Consider the following 18,891-nt stretch of genomic DNA (forward strand, 5'->3'; position numbering starts at 1 on the left):
AAGTTATTTACAACAGTAACATTCTTCTCTATGATTAAGTTGTCGACAAGTATACAACTAGAAAAGAGGTTATTACTTTATGAGAGCAGGATTATTCCTTAAGGCGAATCATGTAGAGGAGGGCGAGTTGGACAAACCGACAGTCCGGGAGGGAGAAGCCTTACTGAAAGTATCGCTAGCCGGAATCTGCGGTACCGATATGATGATTTATTCCGGTAAGCACCCCAGAGCTAAGGCTCCTCTGGCGATGGGACACGAATTTTGCGGAGTCGTAGAAGAAGTGCGGGCTGGCAGCGACTTTGCTCCGGGAGATCGAGTCGTAGTTGAGCCGACGATAAGCTGCGGTGTATGCGAGGCTTGTAAAGCTGGGCAATTCCATGTGTGCCGAACGCTCCAGCTGATTGGCATCGACAAGCATGGCGGATTCGCTGAATATGTTGCCGTTCCGCTGAATCGGCTGCATCGCATTCCGGATAGCCTTTCGGATGAGCAGGCAGCACTAACCGAGCCGCTGGCTGTGGCTATACATACAGTGCGGCGCTCGGCATTGCAGGTAGGAAATTCCGTCGTGATTTTGGGAGCCGGACCTATCGGGCTTCTGATCGGCATGATTGCCAAGCTATCTGGCGCTCAAGATATTTTGATTTCCGACATTAGCCCTTATCGGCTTGCCAAAGCGAAGGAGCTTGGTTTTATCTCAGTAAACGCTGCCGAAGAGGATGTCGTTGCCGCTACCATGGCACTCACCGGCGGCAAAGGAGCGGATGTTGTCTTTGAAGTTGCAGGCACACAGTCGACAGCACAGCAAATGGTCGAAATGATCAAAATACAGGGGCAAATCGTCGTCGTCAGCGTATTCAAGACGCCCCCTGCTATCGACTTGGCCAAAATGCATTTTAAAGAGATTAGTTTGACTACGACCCGCTGCTACAGCAGCTCGGATTTTACTGCTGCCATTCAAATGATGGCTAGTGGGAAGATAGATCTCTCCACGTTGATTTCACATCAACTGGAATTGAGTGAAATCACTTACGGATTTGAATTAATGAAAAATTCGGAAGTATCGTTAAAAGTACTCATAAAGCCCTAAGGGCACAGGAGAAACGCATGATTCTGGACTTATTTAAATTAGACGGTAAAATAGCCGTTGTCACTGGCGCATCGCGTGGTATCGGAGGCGCCATGGCTGTCGCGTTGGCCGAAGCTGGCGCGGATATCGCGTTGCTTCAACGCACCCCCGATCAAACGGAGGTCGCGGATCAAATCCGAAGGCTCGGCAGAAACTGTCTCATCATCCCTTGCGACATGGAGAAATCGGACGAAGTAAAATCGGCCATACCCGCAGTTATTTCGCATTACGGACAAATCGATATTTTGGTCAACTGCGCAGGCATTCAAAGACGCTCGCCAGCGGTGGATTTTCTTGAAACAGACTGGGATGATGTGATTCAGGTCAATCTGAAAAGCGTCTGGTTGCTTTGCCAGGAAGCCGGCCGCTTCATGGTCGAGCGACAAAAAGGCAAGATCATCAATGTCGCTTCGCTATTGTCCTATCAAGGGGGTATTACCGTTCCCGCATATGCGGCGGCCAAGGGCGGAGTTGCCCAATTGACCAAAGCGCTGGCCAACGAGTGGGCGCAGCATAACGTTAACGTCAATGCCATCGTTCCGGGGTATATCGCGACTGACATGAATACGGCATTGATGCAGGATCCCGTGCGCAGCACCCAAATATTGAGCCGGATTCCTGCCGGTCGATGGGGATCACCGGAAGACTTCAAAGGCTGCATCGTTTATTTGGCATCCGAAGCGTCGAATTATGTGCACGGCTCGCTGTTCGGAGTGGACGGGGGCTGGATGGGCAGATAAACTGCCCTGGATTATAAGGAAGTAGGAACAACAATAAAAGACGAAGTTGTTTAAGAACAACTTCGTCTGATAATTTCGAGCTTTGGCACTCGTTAAGGGTTCACCACAAATTCTGACTGCCTTTATAGTCAACTACGCTTCCGGCGCTATCAGCAACTCCCGTTTCTCAAATTCGGCAATAACCTTGAATTGGTCACCGTCAATGTCAATTGTGAGCGTACCGCCTTGCAGCTCAACGATGCTCTTGGCAATGGCCAAGCCGAGTCCAGAGCCTTCTGTTCCGCGAGACTGATCGCCGCGTTTGAAGCGTTCGAACAGCTCCTCTACGCCATAATTGAGCTCATGGAGCGAGATATTCTGAATGATGAGGATCACGCGCTCTATATTTTCCGTCAACGTGACGTAAACCCGAGTTCCCGGCAAGGCATATTTCAAGGCGTTACCGATGAGATTCTCGAAGACGCGCCACGTTTTTTTGCCATCCAGCATCGCATACATATGCGGGCTTTGCACGTTTACGCGAAATGTCAGCGTGGACGCCTCGATTTTGTCGCTGAATTCCGCCAAGGCCTGCGTCAGCAGGGCGGCAACGTCGACTTTTTCCCAATGAAGCTCTGTAGCTCCACTTGCCATCTTCGATGCCTCGAAAAGATCTTCGATCAGCACTTTGAGCCGCTGCGTTTTCCGATCGAGCACCTCGAGGTAATGGGTGGATTGGTCAGCGGACAAGCCATCCTTTTTAAGCAAATCCACATAATTGATAATGGAGGTTAACGGTGTTTTCAAATCATGGGAAACATTCGTAATCAGCTCTGTTTTGAGACGATCACTGACGCGTTGTTTCTCCAGCGAAAGCTGCAGGCCGTACTTCAAATTGTTAATGTTCATCGCCATCCGGGACAATTGGCCTTTGCCTTTGGCAGGAAGGGTCACATCAAAGTTACCTTGCGACATTTGTTCCACACCTTTGATAATGGCACGAATCTGCTTAATCTTCCGCATCATGTAAGGCAGTACCACGAGTAGGAACAGGATGTACCAGACGAACGTAAAGACGATAACAGCCTCTTCTCCGCTAGCAGCTACCACACACACGGGCAAGAAGCCCATGATCGCGATGATCGCCATAAAGACGACTAGCTTGAACAGCAAGCCTCTTTGCTCCAGCGTGTCCTTCAGGGTGTGCCAGAATGATGAGGTTAAGCTACTTCTCCATTCCATAGCGAGATTGTCCGGATGTTTCAGCAATGCAACTGCACCGCGAAAACCACTGTACACCATCACAAGTAAAGTTGTTGCGATGAGTACGATACTTATTTGATAAATGCTGATATAGGTCGGAGACCAATAGTAAAGATCAGCATCGAAGAGGATACCGAACAGGGCAGCTGCCGCAATAAAAGTTGTCCAAGCCCGAACATCGATCGGTAGACGTTCCCTTACCATCCTTTCGATATCGATTAGCGATATGGTATCTCCCCGATATTTTCTTGCCAAGTAGGTTGTCGCAATTGCGAGAACCAAGAGTGCTGCTAGCCAGAAAACCGTTGCTGTTGCTTGATTTTTCACGGATTGGTAAGAAAGATAATCTGTTTGAATAATACCCGTGCCTTGCGAGGGGTTTAAGATATAATATGTAGCACTGACCTGATCATAGTTCATGGCGTACAACATTCTGTTCGGTTCATCTAACTTGGGTACTGTTAGTGTATACATGAACGCCTGTTGATCTACCTTTTTTTGCAGCGCCTCAGATGAGATATTGCTATAGGTTTCACCGGTTTTCAGGTTTTTCACGACGTAGTAAAGTGATTTGAGACGGTTATCCAGATTCGTCTTGGCGGCCATGAATTGCTTTTGCTTAGCTGTGATGGCTGTCTTTAGATTTTGTTGAAAAGTAGCATCCTTCTCCTTATTCAGCTCCGCCATTTTCGCGTCTCTTTCGGCTTCCAGCCGATCAACGTCTGCATTTGTTTCATGATTGCGAGCCGTGTCGATACGCTGGCTGTACTTCTGCTCCAGATTTCTGACACGCTCCTCTACGGTCCGCTCCGCATCACGTTTCACGTTATAATAGTCATTATTGCCTAGCTGCTCTTCTGGCGTTTTCTCACTAAAATGCGGAGCCTCCAGATGGTACAACTGAATATTCTCATAGACGGAATTCATTTCCCTCGCGAATGCCCCGCTTTTGAAATAAGCGTCCTCGCCGAAGTACACACTGTTCTTATAGACATTCGTTGCCGCGAATAACGTCAATGTCCACATGATGAAAACACCGACCAGCAGCACCAGGGAGAGTGATCTACTTCTCCATTTTATAGCCAACACCCCACACCACCTTCAAATATTTAGGATCCTTCGGATTAATTTCGATTTTCTCGCGAATTCTGCGCACATGCACAGCCACGGTATTCTCCGCGTTAAAGGCGGGATCTTTCCACACCTTTTCATAAATATCGTCGATAGAAAAAACACGTCCCTTATTCACCATCAGCAGCTCCAAAATTTTGAATTCTGTTGGTGTCATACGTACTTCCTCGCCATCAACTGTGACTTCCTTGGTGACTGGATTGAGCACGAGGCCGCGGACGCTTAACTCTTCGTTTGCCGTCTTTTCCGTTCCAAATGGCCCTAGCGTTGTGTAGCGACGCAGCTGCGACTTCACTCTGGCGATCAGCTCTAGCGGATTGAAAGGCTTCGTTAAATAGTCGTCAGCTCCCACATTCAGGCCCATAATTTTGTCCATATCTTCTGTTTTCGCGGAAAGCATCAGGATGGGGACATTACAGCTTTCTCTAATCTTGAATGTCGCTTGAATCCCGTCCATCTTCGGCATCATGATATCGAGGATGATCAAATGGAATTCCTTTTCCTCCAGCAAAAGCAGTGCTTCCAGACCGTTGTTGGCTTTGCTGACTTCCATCCCTTCGCCTTTCAAATAAATCTCAATCGCTTCCTGAATGTCGATATCGTCATCGACGACCAGCACTTGGTATTTCGTCACGTCCACGCACCCTTTTCATCATCTCACTTCAAGCCACCGTACTAGCCTAATGATAATAGACACTAATTACAAAATAGTTACCATAATTCTTACGAAATTATGAAGACAGGGCTAACAAGCTATTTGTCTCTTTAGTGTAGCATGGAAATGCTCGTTTCAGCATGAGGTCTGTTGGACAAGTAGAAGGCGGACGGAAACGCCAAAAAGCCGCATCCTCTGTAGTTGTAAACTACGGGATACGGCCTTCATCATCATTTCGATATCTTCATTGCAATTGTGTTTATTCCAAATCCGCAAGTCGTGCCTTATCTTCGTCCAAGGACTCCATAGCTTGCTGCACCGCAGGGCTGTCCGATTGGAGACTTGCCTGTGCTACAGCATTTTCAGCTTTGGAAATGGCATTTTGAGCCTCTTCCGTTGTTTGCTCAGTTGGGTGAGATAGGGCATGGTTTACGGCTTGGTGAACGTTATCGACGGAATTTTGTGCGGATGAGATCGGATTTTGCGATTGTAAGCTTGAATCAACCTTTGTCATATGGTGATCGTTACCTCCTGAAGCGTTATGCAATACCTCTGCTAGGATGAGGTATAAGAGGGAATTTTATTCGTAGCTTACTCGCAGCTAATCTCCCTTTTATTATTTAGCTGGTGCAGGTGACGTTTGAGCACCTGGTTGCTGCTGTCCTTGGCCTTGGCCACCTTGACGCTGGCCACCCTGCGTTTGACCTTGGCCCCCTTGGCCATTCTGGCCGGGTCCTCCTTGCATGCCAGGAGCGCCGCCAGGCCCACCCTGCATACCAGGTCCGCCACCTGGGAAGCCTTGCATGTCGCGATGTACCATTTTACCACCAAGATGGCCTGTGTAGCTAACGAGCAGTACCGCGACAAGAGAGGCAACGAGAAAGATTGGGTTGCGGCCGAGCTCGAGCTTTTTCCAAACAAGCAAACCTACACGTACTACGGCTAATACAATAGCAAGGATCATCGTTAGCCTAGCATAGAATTCATGTGAGCCAACGAGCGTATTCCGTGATTCTGGCCCTGTAAGTACGCTGGCAATCGCACCAAGCGCACCAACGACAAGACACAGCATACCCGCTGAGTGCCACTCCTTCTTTTTAAAAATAAGGGCCACAACATCAAAAACAAAGCTGAAAATTAATAGCGCAATTGGAACGTGAGTGAATATAAAATGTAGATTTTTCATTATGTAGTCCATGCTATTCGCTCCTTTATGTACCCTAAATAGCTTACACTACAAAGCGTAGTGTAAAAGGTTGAAATTGTCAATTCTTTTTCTGACAAGCCCATTATCCAAGCAAATTTGAAGGGTAAAAGGTGAAAAAAAAGGACTTACTGGTTAGATAAGCCCCATAACGACTATGAAGATAAGTGCAGATATCGCCAACCGAATAAGTGGCCAGCGCAAGGTAACTTCCCTCTCGGGGTCCAAAATATGCTGAATACGCACATTCATCGACGTCTCCGCAAAGGAAGCGTGTGAGAGTGGAAACCGCGGTTTCCCGGTTTGTTTGAGCAGTTTCAATAGCGCACTGCCTAGGTCTGTCGCTTGCTCCATCCGTTCAATGGCGTACTTGTCCGCACGGAGCTCGATCATCATCGGATATTTGTGGGCAATCCATGCAAAAATAGGGATATACCGCATCGACTTCGAGATTAGCGCCAGCAGGAATATCGCCGCAGGATCCCGGTGCTGTACATGGCATTTCTCATGCTCAATCACCGCACGAAGCTCACCCAGCTCCAGCATATCCATCAGTCCTGTTGAAACCAGTATACGCGGCTTCCATAACCCGATGGTCATGGCAAGTGGTGCTGGGTAGCGGACGATTTGGAGTTGCTGCTGCGCGAGATCGAAGTTCGCAGCATACGCTTCGGAAAGAGCGACATCATGATATCTCTTCACGAGCTTATTCGCTTTGACCACATCATAGCTGTGCTTTACCGTAAACCAGACCATTGTCCCCATCGTGTAGAGAATCAAAAGATTGACCAAGGTCATAGGCACGTGCCCTGGCACATGCAGATAGTGAAGGAGAATCATACACAAATCAAATAGATTCCGAGAGGGCCTCCAGTGGAACATGTGCCCTAGGAGGAAGGACACCATTTGCCACAGGATCGTGCCCCCAACCACTAGCGCAGCCGCGTACAGCCATTTGAATCGCGATTCCTTCATCGTTATCGATCCCTTTTCAGAAGTAGAATATGCTGCTCCAACTGGTCAAGTAGCTCAGGGTCCACTTTATCGAGCGCATCAACCATATGGGTTACTGCCAACGAGCCAAATTGTTCAATAAGGTCATACGTCAGCTCTTTGGATTGCGTGTCCATGAACTCTTCAATCGTGATAACAGGCTTATAGTGGAACGACCTGGCAACAGAACGCTTTTGTAAAATCTTTTTGTCCACGAGGCGGTTCATCACCGTCATCACGGTATTGAAATTAATCGCTTTGTCTTCGTCCAGCTTTTGTTGGACGTCTTTGATCGTCATTTCCGAGGGGCTGGTCCAGAGAATTTCCATAATTTTAGACTCTAATGGACCGAAAAAGCGGTTAAGTCCGCTTTCCTTTAATTTAAAGTTTTGCATTTTCACGTTAGCCACACTCCTTACACTATAGATTGTAGTGTGATCATAGTACGGAAGTCAAGAAGCATCGCGTTGCTTGAGCGATATGCTTGAAATTACTTTGACTTCTTCTTGCATTCGCGATATAATACTTACATAAAGTAAGTTATTAAAAATAATATAGTAATGGAGTGATTCTGATGAGCATTCATATATATTCGGTAAATGAACAAGGCGTAGGCGCATTCGATGGAGGTAAATTCGTCGAACAACGGGCTATCAGCTTTCCAGGCGAAAAGACAGCGGTAGATCGTGTCGGCCCTCTATTCTACTGGGCATGGGGCAAAGCATCCGATGTATCGGAAATCGGCATGCACCCGCACAAAGCGTTCGAAATCGTCACGTACGTGATCGACGGACTTGTCGAGCACCGCGATTCCCTCGGATCTTTGGAAACCGTGACGAACGGTGGTGCGCAAGTGATTCAAGCGGGTTCGGGCATTTATCACGCTGAGGCCTTCCGCAAAGCGGGCAGCGAGGCGATGCAAATTTGGTTTGAACCTCATTTGAGTGAAACTGGGAAAAAGCCGGCTACCTACCATCAATACCAGCAGGAGTTATTCCCCGTTAGCCAAGCTGCTGGTGCAACCGTGAAAAAAGTAATCGGCGGAGAGGCTCCCATCCAGTTGGATACAGATGCGCGGATGTATGATTGGGAGGTTGAGCCTGGTGCGTCGTTCAGCTATGAGTTGGAGCTGGGACGCAGGATGGCGTTCCTCGTGATTCGCGGGGAAGGCGTGGGGAGCGTTGTTCGCCAAGAGCAAGGGCTAGAACAGGAGCGGAAATCCCTGTCCCACAAGGATTTTGTGGTAGCGCAAGCAGCAGGTGAGGGCGAAGCTCTTCACCTAGTCGCGGGCAGCGAGCAAGCCCTGCGGATCATTGCCATTGACGTACCTGAAGATCCAGGCTATGCCCTGTATCGGAAATAAGCATTTTTCACACGCACCTCTCCATCCGTAAGGATGGGGAGGTGTTGTGTTTATAAGAGCTTCACTCCTCGGCAAACATCCACTCTCCTTCTTTTCCTATTTACTTCATACCTGTTACTCTAACACGACCTCCAGCAATTACTTCCTAATACCTCCAACTCCAACACATCTGCCAACAATTACTTCTTACCTCCAACTCCCGTAACTACCGCCAACAATTACTTCATACCTCCAACTCCAACACGAGCTCCAACTAGCCAGCACTCCCCTCCAGAATAACTGGATTTCCTCCAGCTATTTTGAGCCTTTCCGCCTCTTTTTCAGCAATAGATGGAAAACATGCAGCTAATCACACTCATATCCGTCCGAAAGGCCCAAACCAGCGAAATTAGCTGTACTATTTCCATCTAACCTGGAGAATCAGAGAAATCGGACTAAATTACATGGACTTTTTCCATGTATTTGTAGGATTCGCCTTCCTTTTTTGGAAGAAACCAAATTGACACTTTCATCACGTCTCTTGTATGATCAAAGGAATTATTATGATAACGATAATCATTCTTATACTTGGAGTGTGCTGACGATGCCCATCGAAACAAACGTCGATTTTTCGCTAGTCGAGATGTACTTTCATATTTCACCAAAAGGAATGGAAGAACCCCTCCTGCACATTCCTGCGCGGCAGCTCCTAGATGGACCCGTGATGCTGGACGTCCTTCAGCAAGGGCAAGCGTTGCTCCGCGGCAAAGGATTGGACATTTCTGCTTCGTATTTGGGACTCACGCTTTTCAATCTGGTGGCTACGATCCACCTGTTTCTCGCTCAGTACAATCAATGGTTGGATTTGGAGTTAGATCATCTCGCACTTGAAGTCGAGAATCATGCCGACCATGCACATGTCGGATATAAGCTAGTAAACGTACAATGGAAGGAAGTTCCGACAGAAGATCGTGACCTGTTCATTGAGTTAGAGATGCGCAAGCTGTTCGCAACCCTCATCACGCCAATGATTACGGTCATCGCAGAGCAAGCGAAAGTGAATCAAGCTATGATCTGGAATCAATTCGCTGCGCGCATGACATTCGTACGTGACTATGTGTTGGAAAATGACCCACGTCCCCACGTCCGCGAACAGTTCTCTGCCGATTATGAGGTGTTGACGAAACAGTTGACGGCCGATGTTTTTGGTCGCAAGCTCAATCCGTTCGTCCATGAGCCAAAGTACATAGATAGCCCCTATCAAGAAGGCAAAAAAATTCTGATGCGCTCCTCCTGTTGCATGTACTACCGCCGCGAAGAAGGAACAAAGTGCTTCAGTTGCCCGATCCTCAAGGAATCGCAGCGCGAGGAAATGTTCATTGAGATCAAAAGCAAACAGGCGAACGCGGCTACAGCTGGATAAGAGGACTTGAATAATTCAAAGCCCCTGAGGAATTTTCCTCGGGGGCTTTGGTCTGTTTAGCTAGTTGGAAGGGCATTGGGTTGGGGTTGGGGTTGGGGCTGGGGTTGGGGCTGGGGTTGACGTTAGCGTTGGGCTTAGCATTGGTGTTCGCGTTAGTTGGGTCGGGTGCGAATGCGGGTTCTGTGCTGGTAGGACTGGCGCGGGGAGAGTAATCAAATTGGATGTCGTCCCTGAAATACGTACAAGTTTCTTAAACACAAGCTGTTATTCCCACGTAACGGAACGTAGATCCCCTATTTGGGCGAAAACAACGAATCTCGCCTCGAAACGGAACGTCAGTACCTTATTTGTTCAAAAAGCGGCGCTAAACCCACCAAAAGTGGAAAATAGCGGATCTATGTTCCCTTAACCCCGGAAAAGGCCATTTCTTCAACAAATAGCGCACTGACGTTCCGTAACTGGCGAGGATTCTTACTGGCCGGGGGAGCAACTTCCACGAAATGGCGAGTGTAGAATCCTGTTGGCTGCGCTTATCCTTAAAAGCATGCTCACTTAGAAGTACGCCCCAGCACACCCGCAGCACAACTGCCGCACATCCCCCAAATAGAAAAAGCAGCGGGATTCCCGCTGCTTTTTCCCTCCTCCACTCGCTCGAGCGAGGCCCTACCTACTTCCCACCCGTACCGTTCACCAAGGTGAACGAAGCGAACGCCTTGTTCAGCCGCGCCACATTCGCATCCGTGCTCACTGCAGCATCCATACGAAGCGTCACCGTATACGTGACTTGCTTGCGATTAAACACATAGACCGTCTCGGCGTACGGAATGTGCGCTTTTGAATAGCTCACCGTATACTTCTTCGCCTTCACATCACCGAATAGCGTAACATCCTCTGACGAGTATGTGTAATCACTATCATTGGTGTGACTGACCTTGTGCTCCTCTTCGGCATCCTTCAAAACTTCGGCGTAAGCCTTCTTGCTGTCTGCCTCTACACGTAAGTAACCACCTGTGAAGGTAAAGGACTTCGTCGCCTGATCGATACCATCGTAAGAGCGGTTCGTTGTCCAATTTTCAGGAATACGCACGGTATAGTTGAACTTCTCGTTCTTGTACAGCGTTGTACGATCCGGATCGGAAAGCTCATCTAAATCCTGAATAAAGCCAAGCTCCCCATCCATCGTTTCTTTATCCACCGAGATTGACGCCACCACGTTATCCCAGATCTTCTTCAGCTCATCACCTTGATCATCTTGCGGATAGGTCATTTGCACTTCATATTTGTACTTGTCTTTGATGAAAAAGAGCGAACTTCCCGCATCCCACTCGTCCCCCAAGGAACTCGCAAAATCTACTTTCCACGCTGGCACACCGTCTACTGTTACCTCTACTGGCTTGTCTACACGGCGATAATCCGCCTTGTATTGAGCTTCAAACTCCTTAATCTCTCGGCCAACCCAGTCCGACAGGGTATCACCTGAAGACGCTGAGGTAACATACACATGGATCGTTTGCGAATAATCCTCATTGTAAAAGGAGTTGCTTCCACGATGATCCTGTTCCCAATCCGCAGGCAAATCGATCGATAACCCATACTCACTCGTATAGGTCACATCATCAGAATTAAAGACAGAAATGTCCTTAAGAGAGTTATCTGCCGTATTAAAAGCAAGCTTAAAGCTATCTAACAAATCATTAAAGCTGTTTTGCTTGGAACGATTCGTGTATTGTTCTTTGGTCACGAAAAGCTTTACCGTATACAAACGACCACCATGCAGGTAGCCTCGCGTCTGAATATAGCCATCTTCGCCGGATCGGCTCACGATTTTGGCATAAGGACTTTCCGCCCGCTTCACATATTGACGTTCCAGAATCGTCGCGCTATCCCCATAACCCGAATATTCACTGCTATCATCACCTGCGAGTTTGTTCAAAAGAGCCGCTGCCGACAGCTCATCACTTTGGTCGCTGTCCACGTGAATGGAAAGCGCGAATTCGCCCTTCGCGTCAACGAAGCTTACGGTATCACCGTCGTCGGATTGTTGTCTTTTGACAAGACCCGCTGGGTACTTCATGGACCAACCGAAGTGGCTGTCGCCAATCTTCGTTTTGCCGCTGTCCGCGTCCAAGGAACTCCCTTCGGCATCTTCTGTTAACGTCGCTTCTGCGCTATGCAATTCACCGAGCTTCACCGTTTTGGTCAGCGTCGCGCTTCCCGATTGAAGCTTAATATCCACCGATTGGCCTGGCAAATACTTTTTAATCGCCTCGTTGTAATCGACGAGTGTTTTGACCGAGTTAGGGCCAACAGAAACTAAAGTTTCATCTTGTTCAATTCCCGCTTCTGCCGCCGGTGAATCTGCGTCCACGTAGGTTACTCGGAGCCCCGTCGAACTCGGCAAGCCAACAACGGCTTCCCAGCTCTCTTCTAATTCCAGCCCTGTATAAGCGCGCTTCACTTTGCCATACAGTTCAAAATGTTTCAAAACATATTTCACCGTATCTACAGGTATAGCGAATCCTAGATTTTCTACACCAATATCGGCGTATTTCATCGTATTAATCCCAATGACTTCGCCCTTCATATTGATCAAAGCGCCCCCGCTGTTGCCTGGGTTAATGGCTGCGTCTGTTTGAATCAGCTGATACTGCGAGCTCACCGAGCGATCTAGACCGCTGACAATGCCCACAGTTACAGAGTTACGTAAAGCGAACGAAATCGGGGTACCAATCGCAGCGACCGTTTCACCAACTTTGATGTCCGAGGAGGAGGCAAAGGTGGCCGGTTGGAGGCCAGAGGCGTCGATTTTGACAAGCGCCAGATCGCTCTCCTCATCAATATTCGAGGCATGCCCGCGATAGGTTGTCCCTTCGGAGGTCACGACGACGATATTTTTCATATTTTTCACCACATGAGCATTCGTAACAATCACACCGTTGGAGGCCACAATGACACCCGTCCCGTGTGCAAGGTTAAAGCGATTCTTCTCTAATGACTTATCCATCTCCGAGGATGGTTTTCCTATAATGGCGACCACGGAAGGTGAGGCTTTCTCGATAACCTGCGGAATCTCTGCGTTAATTTCAGCAGCGTAAACATGCGAAGACATCGGCTGTGCATACGTCACAAGTACGAAAGCTGCGACCAGCGAAATGCTCCCTTTTTTCATCCAAACTTTCCAATTCCCCATTATGTCGTTCCTCTCTTAACAAAAGTTGGCAATAGCTAGAATCTAGCACAATTCTGGTAGAGAGACAATATAAATATTTCCACAAAAAGGTAACTTTATCGACATTCTGCAATGCGCTCGGGATGCGTGTACACAGTTAAATGGTCCTTCCGAATGAAGCCAACCACCGTAATGCCAAGATCGTGAGCAAGACGGAGTGCTAGATCGGTTGGTGCTGATTTGGACAAAAGAAAGCCGACGCCGATTTTCGACGTCTTTAACACAACCTCGGAAGAGACTCTTCCGCTGAAAGCGAGAACCTTATCCCGAACCGGAATCCGGTCCCGAAGGATATGTCCGTATATTTTATCAAGCGCGTTATGCCTGCCGATATCAGCTCGGGTAACTCGAAGCTCACTGACCGTGCACAGCGCTGCGTTATGCAACCCGCCTGTCGCCCGAAATTCCGCCGATTGCTCCTGAAGTTCGCTCATTAGATGAAAGCATTGGGGAATCGTCAGACTGAGCTTCGTTGTCACCGTTTTGGCCGTGCGCATATCATTGTGAAAATAAAACTGGCGGCTTTTTCCGCAACAAGATCCTATGAATCGCTTGGACACCATCTGACGGCTCAGTTGATGAAGATGTCGCAGCTTCACATGCGCGAAGCCGCGATCCTCCTCGAGGGATAGGGATTCGATCTGATCGACGAAACGGATCATCCCTTCGGAAGCAAGAAAGCCCGTAACCAAATCGATCGTGTCGCTTGGTGTGTAGACGAGTGTAGCAAACTCTTCACCATCGAGCAGAATCGTCAGCGGCGCTTCGACAGCAATCGTATCCTCCGCAGGAAGCACCTCCGAACCGTTATAACGGTGAATCGACCATGTTGTAGTCGCAGGCGATGGAAGCTCTACATCATCCACGCTCATCCCTCCATCTCCGTTTCCAGCTCTAAAATGCGTTTCTCTACATAACGAGTGTCTTTGTGTGCGTGATACGTTTCTGCCTTTTCAACAATGACGGCCGTGTTATACTCCGGAATGCCTGCAAAAGGCTCATATACCCCCTTGGGTATCAGGCTGTTACCCTCAGGCCAATGCACCTCGATGTTACCCTGCTTGACATCCGCTTGCTTCACTCTGCCGTGCATGCTGCCAAAACCATTGTAGACCACGATCGCTTCCCCTTCTTTTAAGGCAAGTCCCTTCGCGTCTTCTTTATGAATGAGCACATCGTAGCGCTCCGCTTCATTGAACGGATCAACGTCGCTGTAGATCATCGAATTGAACTGTTTGCCGCGGCGCGTCGTCACCGCGAAATGCCCCTCCGGCTTCCGCAACTCCGGAAGCTCGATCGGCAGCAGTCGGCCGCGGCCATCCGGCGTCGGACAGACGCCGTCTTCGCACAGCCACGCGCCGCCGGACTGAAACACATCCCCGCGCTCCCGCAGGTGCTGGATGCCGTCATAGCTCGGCGCGGCCTGCGCGATCTCCGCGCGGATCGCTTCCGCGGAGCCGCAGCCTAGCAGCGCTGCGGCCTCGGGCTTCACCCGGCGGGCGAGATCGACGTAGATGTCCCACTCCGCACGGGCTTCACCGATGCGGGGACCGGCGATCTCGGGCGAGAAGTACACCATCCGCTCCGTGGAGGTGGATGTGCCTCCCCCAGGCTGCTCGTAGCGCGTCATCGCGGGCAGCACTACTACAGCCTCCCGCGCGTCGAGCAGCGTGGAGGTGTTGAGAATGATGTCCTGGTGGACACGGATGTCCATATTCGTAAGGGCTTGTCGGACGAACACTGGGTCCGGCATCGTCTCGAGGAAGTTGCCTCCGGATGTGTAAAACAACCGGAGCTTCCGCTCCTGCTCCTCCGGCAGGAGCGCGTTCTCGAGGGTGACGCCGACGATGTCGCCCTGCCAGCTCGGCAGCTCGAAGCCCCAGAGCTGCTCGATGCGCTCGCGGTCGGCGGCGCTGCTGATCTCGCCGCCCGGCAAGGAGAAGGGATCGGCGCCCATCTCGCCGGACCCCTGCACGCCGCTGTGGCCGCGGATGGGCATCAGCCCGCAGTGCTCGCGGCCGAGAAAGCCACGCAGGAGGGCGAGATTCGCCACCTGCGAGATGTTGTCCGTGCCGAAGCGGTGCTGTGTGAGCCCCATGCTCCACACGAAAACCGCGCTAGCGGCACGCGCCAGAATGGCCGCGAGCTCGCTAATGCGCTCGCGGGTGAGCCCGGACGACTGCGTGAGCGTCGTCCAATCCTGCTGCGCCACGTGGGCGCGCAGCTCTTCAATGCCGCTCGTGTGCGCAGCCACGAACGCATGGTCAATCGCGGAGCCGGGCTCGCGCGCCTCCATCTCGAACCACACCTTCATGATGCCGTTCATGAAAGCAATATCTCCCCCGATGTTGACTTGGTACACATCGTCAGCCAGCTTGGTGCCGAATAACGCTGATTCGGCAATCGAAGGGATCCAGTACTGCTCCATCGACGGCTCGTAGTACGGGTTAATGACAATGATCTTCGTCCCTTTGCGTTTGGCCGCATACATATACTTCGTCGAGACCGGCTGATTGTTCGCGGCCACGCTGCCCCAGAACACAAGGACGTCCGTGCCGATCCAGTCCTTGTAATTGCAAGTCGATGCGCCCACGCCTACGGAGCGCTTGAGTGCCGTCTTCGACGGCGAGTGGCAGATGCGCGAGGCATTGTCGATATTGTTCGTGCCGAGCAATCTCGCTACCTTCGCTGCCACATAGTACGACTCGTTCGTAATCCCTCTCGCCGTTAAGTAGAACGCCATCTGCTTCGGGTTCAACCCGCGCATCTTCGCCGCAATCGTATCCAGCGCTTCGTCCCATGTCGCGCGGCGGAAACGTCGCTCACCTTTCTTCCGAATGAGCGGATACGGAATACGTCCGAGCTGGCGAAGCTCGGTGGAGCTCATGCGGCTGAGCTCGTCGATGTCCGCATGGAGCAGCTCCTCGCGAATGGCTGGCATCGTATTAAGCCTCAGGACGTTCAGCCGTGTCGTGCAGATATGCGGCCCCGCCAGCGTCTGATCGTAAAGCCCCGACACGCCCAGCGCGCAGCCATCGCACACCCCTTGTGTCAAAATCCTCACCGCATAGGGCAGATTATCCCGATTTTGCCATGCGATTTTGGCTGTTTCTCGAATATGTTTCGGCTTCACTTTACCAAGACCGAACGGTATCTTACTGACCCAAAGCTTCGGGTCTGGTTTCGCGGGCAACTTGATCGGCCCTGTGTGCTTCGTTTTCCCCAATTGAAGCGCCTCCCATTATGTCTATCTATGTTATTTCTTGTCCTGCCCACCTTGAATTCTCTCCTCTTGTGCACCCATATCTCCCTTAGAAGCAAAAAACCACCGCAAAACAACCCCAAGCCCCTCTTTACGAGAAGAGTCTCGGATTGTCTCACAGTGGTTAGTCTCCGGCAGGTTCGCTACCAAGTGCCAAGCACCTTACTTATGTATATGTAGATGTACGAGCGGATAGTTATCCGTGTCTGGTACCAAACTTCTGTTCCAAATCCTCATCAAAGACGAATATCGACATCCCTATATCCTGCGCAATATCGATATCAACGAACAGCTGAACGAACTTCGCGCCAAGCAGCGCTTCCATTTCAACAGGTGGATGATCCTTGTAGATCTCTTTGACCATTTCCGTGCGTGCCGTGCGGAGCATTTGCCTGCCATCGCCCGTCTTCGCCATAAATTTCTCCACTGGGGAGAGGTTTCCCGCCATTTCGCAGATTGCCCAGCTTTTGCAGAAGGTCGTTGTTACGCGCTCCGGCCCTTTGCCCATATGCCTCTTGCGATACGCTTTTACCAAGTTACTGAATTCGGCCTCCATGCGATTCATTGGTCAGCCACCTTTATGTTTACTAGCTTCATCATAGCAAGAAAGCCCTTACCTGACAACATCATAAAGGCCTATCCGTGTGGCTACCGTTTACCACTCCCCAGGCCATATAATTTCTAGCGTGTCAAAAAAGAGCGATCAAGACATTCGTCTTGTCGCTCCACCGCTCTGTTCGGCCGTTCACCCCCGTGAACCGCTAACATCTCATTCCTTAATCTGAAACTGATGTGCCATCTCCTTAAGTGCTGTCGCCATGTGGTTAAGAGAACTGGAGGATTGCGCAATCTCGTCAATCGTGGCAATTTGTTCTTCCGTTGCAGCGGTGATCGTCTCCGAATTTTTGGCCGACTGCCCGGCAATGCGGTCCAGTTCCTGCAAAGAGGCAGTAATTTCTTCGGAACTTGCCGACATTTGCTCCGCCGCCGCCGAAGCCTCTTGAATTTGGCTCACGACCCCTTGAGCTGTTTCCACAATTTTCGCAAATGCTGTTCCCGTTTGCTCAATCGCCAACATGCCTTGCTGGAATTCGTCGATGCCATAGACAGTCGAACTGGAAGCGGACGCAATGTCCGCCTGCACTTGACTGACTAGCTCGTTGATCTGCTCGGAAGAGTTCTTCGACATTTCCGCCAGCTTTTTCACCTCGGACGCAACAACCGCAAAACCTCGGCCTTGCTCCCCGGCCCGTGCCGCCTCAATAGATGCATTTAGTGACAACAGGCTCGTTTGCGAGGCGATATCCGACATCATGGTGACAATGCCGCTAATTTCCTGGGAGCGCACATTCAGCGTCTCCATCACCTTGGAGATATTGTTGACTGCTTCCTCCACGGACTGCATTTTGGAAATGGACTGCTCAATAAGCCCGAAGCCGTATTCCGCTTCCGTCTTTGATTGAATGGATGTTTCATAAGCCTGCGAAGACGTATCGGCAATTCGCAGAATTCCCTGCGTCATTTCTTCCATCGCTCTGGAGCTTTGCTCCGTGCTCATCGCTTGTGTTTCGATGCCTGCCGCAATACGCTGCGTGGACTCTGCAATATTCCTTGAAGCTTGTGTCGTTTCATCAATGGAGGATTGCAGCGTCTCCGAAGCTGCGGAAACTTGATCCGAGCTGTGTATCACTTGCTTCACCAGCGTTTTTAAATTCGTCCTCATCGTCGTAAAATCACTGGCCAGCTTGCCGATTTCATCCCTGTTCTTAATGTACAGTGCATCCGAAGTCAGGTCGCCAGTCGCAACCTTTCGGGCTTCAGCCGCAATTTTTTTAATCGGTTTGGAGATATGATTGGAGAACAGGATAACGCCCAGCGTCCCCAAGACCAGACAAATGAGCAGCGTCGTAATCGTGGCATGCAGCATGCGCTTCTGACCATCATTGTAGTCCTGGTAATAGGAACCAGCTACGATAATCCAATTCCAATCCGGCACTTTGAGGGCATAGGCTATCTTCAGCGCCTCTTGGTCACTGTTTGGCAGCGGCCAGTCATAGAAGGTAAACCCGCCGCCAATTTGAGCCTGGCGAATCATGTCCTGGATGTAATAAACTCCGTCCGACGACTTTTTATCCCAGATGTTCTGACCTTCCAGACTCGGATGCGCTTGCAAATCCCCTTTATCGTTAAGGACAAAATAATAGCCGTTGGCGCCCATGTTAATATTACGATTAATCGGTCTTGTCCCATCTGCCTGCTTGCTGCCCAGCATGATGAGCTTCGCGTCTTCTTCCGCCTGCTGCATCGTTAATTGACCGTTCTTGACCAGCTCATTTAGCTGATTAATATTTTGAACCATCAGTTTGACGCTGTTCTCCAGGTTTTTCTCAATGAGCTTATCCGTCTCGTCTTTGGCGTTAAAGTAACTGTCAATAGATATAGACAGCGTAGGGATCAATAACAACAATAGGCAAAAGAGCAAAAGCTTCTTTCGAATTGTAAAGCCCCATTTCAAGGAGATATTGCCAACCTTCTGCATGT

16 protein-coding genes are annotated in these 18,891 nt (G+C 50.0%); 5 read left to right on the plus strand and 11 right to left on the minus strand.

The window, feature by feature from the left end; genetic code table 11:
• Positions 1 to 79 precede the first annotated feature (79 nt).
• A complete protein-coding gene (locus tag GC096_RS37555; RefSeq protein ID WP_171638296.1) occupies positions 80 to 1,090 on the plus strand; it encodes a zinc-dependent alcohol dehydrogenase in 1,011 nt (336 codons plus the stop codon).
• Between the two features lie 17 nt (positions 1,091 to 1,107).
• Entirely contained in the window at positions 1,108 to 1,869 is a 762-nt protein-coding gene (locus GC096_RS37560; RefSeq protein WP_216626384.1) for a glucose 1-dehydrogenase, read from the plus strand.
• A 132-nt stretch (positions 1,870 to 2,001) separates the two neighbouring features.
• Here GC096_RS37560 and GC096_RS37565 read toward each other — a convergent pair whose 3' ends face one another.
• From GC096_RS37565 to GC096_RS37590, 6 genes are all read right to left on the minus strand, one after another.
• Positions 2,002 to 4,197 carry a HAMP domain-containing sensor histidine kinase gene (locus tag GC096_RS37565; protein WP_171638298.1) on the minus strand — a complete coding sequence of 732 codons (2,196 nt, stop codon included), beginning with the start codon at positions 4,195 to 4,197 and terminating at the stop codon, positions 2,002 to 2,004.
• Entirely contained in the window at positions 4,175 to 4,876 is a 702-nt protein-coding gene (locus GC096_RS37570; RefSeq protein WP_171638300.1) for a response regulator transcription factor, read from the minus strand. The genes GC096_RS37565 and GC096_RS37570 overlap by 23 nt, the downstream gene beginning before the upstream one ends.
• 280 nt (positions 4,877 to 5,156) lie before the next feature.
• A complete protein-coding gene (locus GC096_RS37575; RefSeq protein WP_171638302.1) occupies positions 5,157 to 5,411 on the minus strand; it encodes a hypothetical protein in 255 nt (84 codons plus the stop codon).
• A 102-nt stretch (positions 5,412 to 5,513) separates the two neighbouring features.
• Entirely contained in the window at positions 5,514 to 6,095 is a 582-nt protein-coding gene (locus GC096_RS37580) for a DUF2231 domain-containing protein (RefSeq protein WP_171638304.1), read from the minus strand.
• Positions 6,096 to 6,236: 141 nt separating this feature from the next.
• A complete protein-coding gene (locus GC096_RS37585; protein ID WP_171638306.1) occupies positions 6,237 to 7,076 on the minus strand; it encodes a M56 family metallopeptidase in 840 nt (279 codons plus the stop codon).
• 2 nt (positions 7,077 to 7,078) lie between these two features.
• On the minus strand, positions 7,079 to 7,495 hold the full coding sequence (locus GC096_RS37590; RefSeq protein WP_171638308.1) for a BlaI/MecI/CopY family transcriptional regulator: 417 nt from the start codon (positions 7,493 to 7,495) through the stop codon (positions 7,079 to 7,081).
• Between the two features lie 173 nt (positions 7,496 to 7,668).
• On the opposite strand from GC096_RS37590, the gene GC096_RS37595 reads away from it, so the two are divergent.
• From GC096_RS37595 to GC096_RS39250, 3 genes are all read left to right on the plus strand, one after another.
• Complete coding sequence (locus GC096_RS37595; protein ID WP_171638310.1) at positions 7,669 to 8,457, plus strand: pirin family protein; 789 nt, start codon at positions 7,669 to 7,671, stop codon at positions 8,455 to 8,457.
• A gap of 583 nt (positions 8,458 to 9,040) precedes the next feature.
• The gene (locus GC096_RS37600; protein WP_171638312.1) at positions 9,041 to 9,859 is read left to right on the plus strand and encodes a (2Fe-2S)-binding protein; all 819 of its coding nucleotides are present in this window, start codon (positions 9,041 to 9,043) and stop codon (positions 9,857 to 9,859) included.
• Positions 9,860 to 9,939: 80 nt separating this feature from the next.
• On the plus strand, positions 9,940 to 10,071 hold the full coding sequence (locus GC096_RS39250) for a hypothetical protein (RefSeq protein WP_281366877.1): 132 nt from the start codon (positions 9,940 to 9,942) through the stop codon (positions 10,069 to 10,071).
• 455 nt (positions 10,072 to 10,526) lie between these two features.
• Here GC096_RS39250 and GC096_RS37605 read toward each other — a convergent pair whose 3' ends face one another.
• The 5 genes from GC096_RS37605 to GC096_RS37625 form a co-directional block, all read right to left on the minus strand.
• Positions 10,527 to 13,049, minus strand: a complete 2,523-nt coding sequence (locus tag GC096_RS37605) for a trypsin-like peptidase domain-containing protein (protein ID WP_246303274.1) — start codon at positions 13,047 to 13,049, stop codon at positions 10,527 to 10,529.
• 95 nt (positions 13,050 to 13,144) lie between these two features.
• On the minus strand, positions 13,145 to 13,954 hold the full coding sequence (fdhD, locus tag GC096_RS37610; RefSeq protein WP_312886425.1) for a formate dehydrogenase accessory sulfurtransferase FdhD: 810 nt from the start codon (positions 13,952 to 13,954) through the stop codon (positions 13,145 to 13,147).
• 2 nt (positions 13,955 to 13,956) lie between these two features.
• Complete coding sequence (locus tag GC096_RS37615; protein WP_171638316.1) at positions 13,957 to 16,314, minus strand: FdhF/YdeP family oxidoreductase; 2,358 nt, start codon at positions 16,312 to 16,314, stop codon at positions 13,957 to 13,959.
• A gap of 232 nt (positions 16,315 to 16,546) precedes the next feature.
• Positions 16,547 to 16,915, minus strand: a complete 369-nt coding sequence (locus GC096_RS37620; protein ID WP_171638318.1) for a Na-translocating system protein MpsC family protein — start codon at positions 16,913 to 16,915, stop codon at positions 16,547 to 16,549.
• A gap of 204 nt (positions 16,916 to 17,119) precedes the next feature.
• Positions 17,120 to 18,889, minus strand: coding sequence for a methyl-accepting chemotaxis protein (locus tag GC096_RS37625; protein ID WP_171638320.1), 1,770 nt, complete (start codon positions 18,887 to 18,889; stop codon positions 17,120 to 17,122).
• Positions 18,890 to 18,891: the final 2 nt, after the last annotated feature.

The sequence above is a fragment of the Paenibacillus plantarum genome (assembly GCF_013141695.1).
Taxonomy (GTDB): Bacteria; Bacillota; Bacilli; order Paenibacillales; family NBRC-103111; genus Paenibacillus_E; species Paenibacillus_E plantarum.

Coding starts and splice junctions, on each gene's coding strand:
- GC096_RS37555 (WP_171638296.1), top strand. CDS start 80: ATGAGAGCAGGATTATTCCTTAAGGCGAATCATGTAGAGGAGGGCGAG.
- GC096_RS37560 (WP_216626384.1), top strand. CDS start 1,108: ATGATTCTGGACTTATTTAAATTAGACGGTAAAATAGCCGTTGTCACT.
- GC096_RS37575 (WP_171638302.1), bottom strand. CDS start 5,411: ATGACAAAGGTTGATTCAAGCTTACAATCGCAAAATCCGATCTCATCC.
- GC096_RS37580 (WP_171638304.1), bottom strand. CDS start 6,095: ATGGACTACATAATGAAAAATCTACATTTTATATTCACTCACGTTCCA.
- GC096_RS37585 (WP_171638306.1), bottom strand. CDS start 7,076: ATGAAGGAATCGCGATTCAAATGGCTGTACGCGGCTGCGCTAGTGGTT.
- GC096_RS37595 (WP_171638310.1), top strand. CDS start 7,669: ATGAGCATTCATATATATTCGGTAAATGAACAAGGCGTAGGCGCATTC.
- GC096_RS37600 (WP_171638312.1), top strand. CDS start 9,041: ATGCCCATCGAAACAAACGTCGATTTTTCGCTAGTCGAGATGTACTTT.
- GC096_RS37605 (WP_246303274.1), bottom strand. CDS start 13,049: ATGGGGAATTGGAAAGTTTGGATGAAAAAAGGGAGCATTTCGCTGGTC.
- GC096_RS37620 (WP_171638318.1), bottom strand. CDS start 16,915: ATGAATCGCATGGAGGCCGAATTCAGTAACTTGGTAAAAGCGTATCGC.
- GC096_RS37625 (WP_171638320.1), bottom strand. CDS start 18,889: ATGCAGAAGGTTGGCAATATCTCCTTGAAATGGGGCTTTACAATTCGA.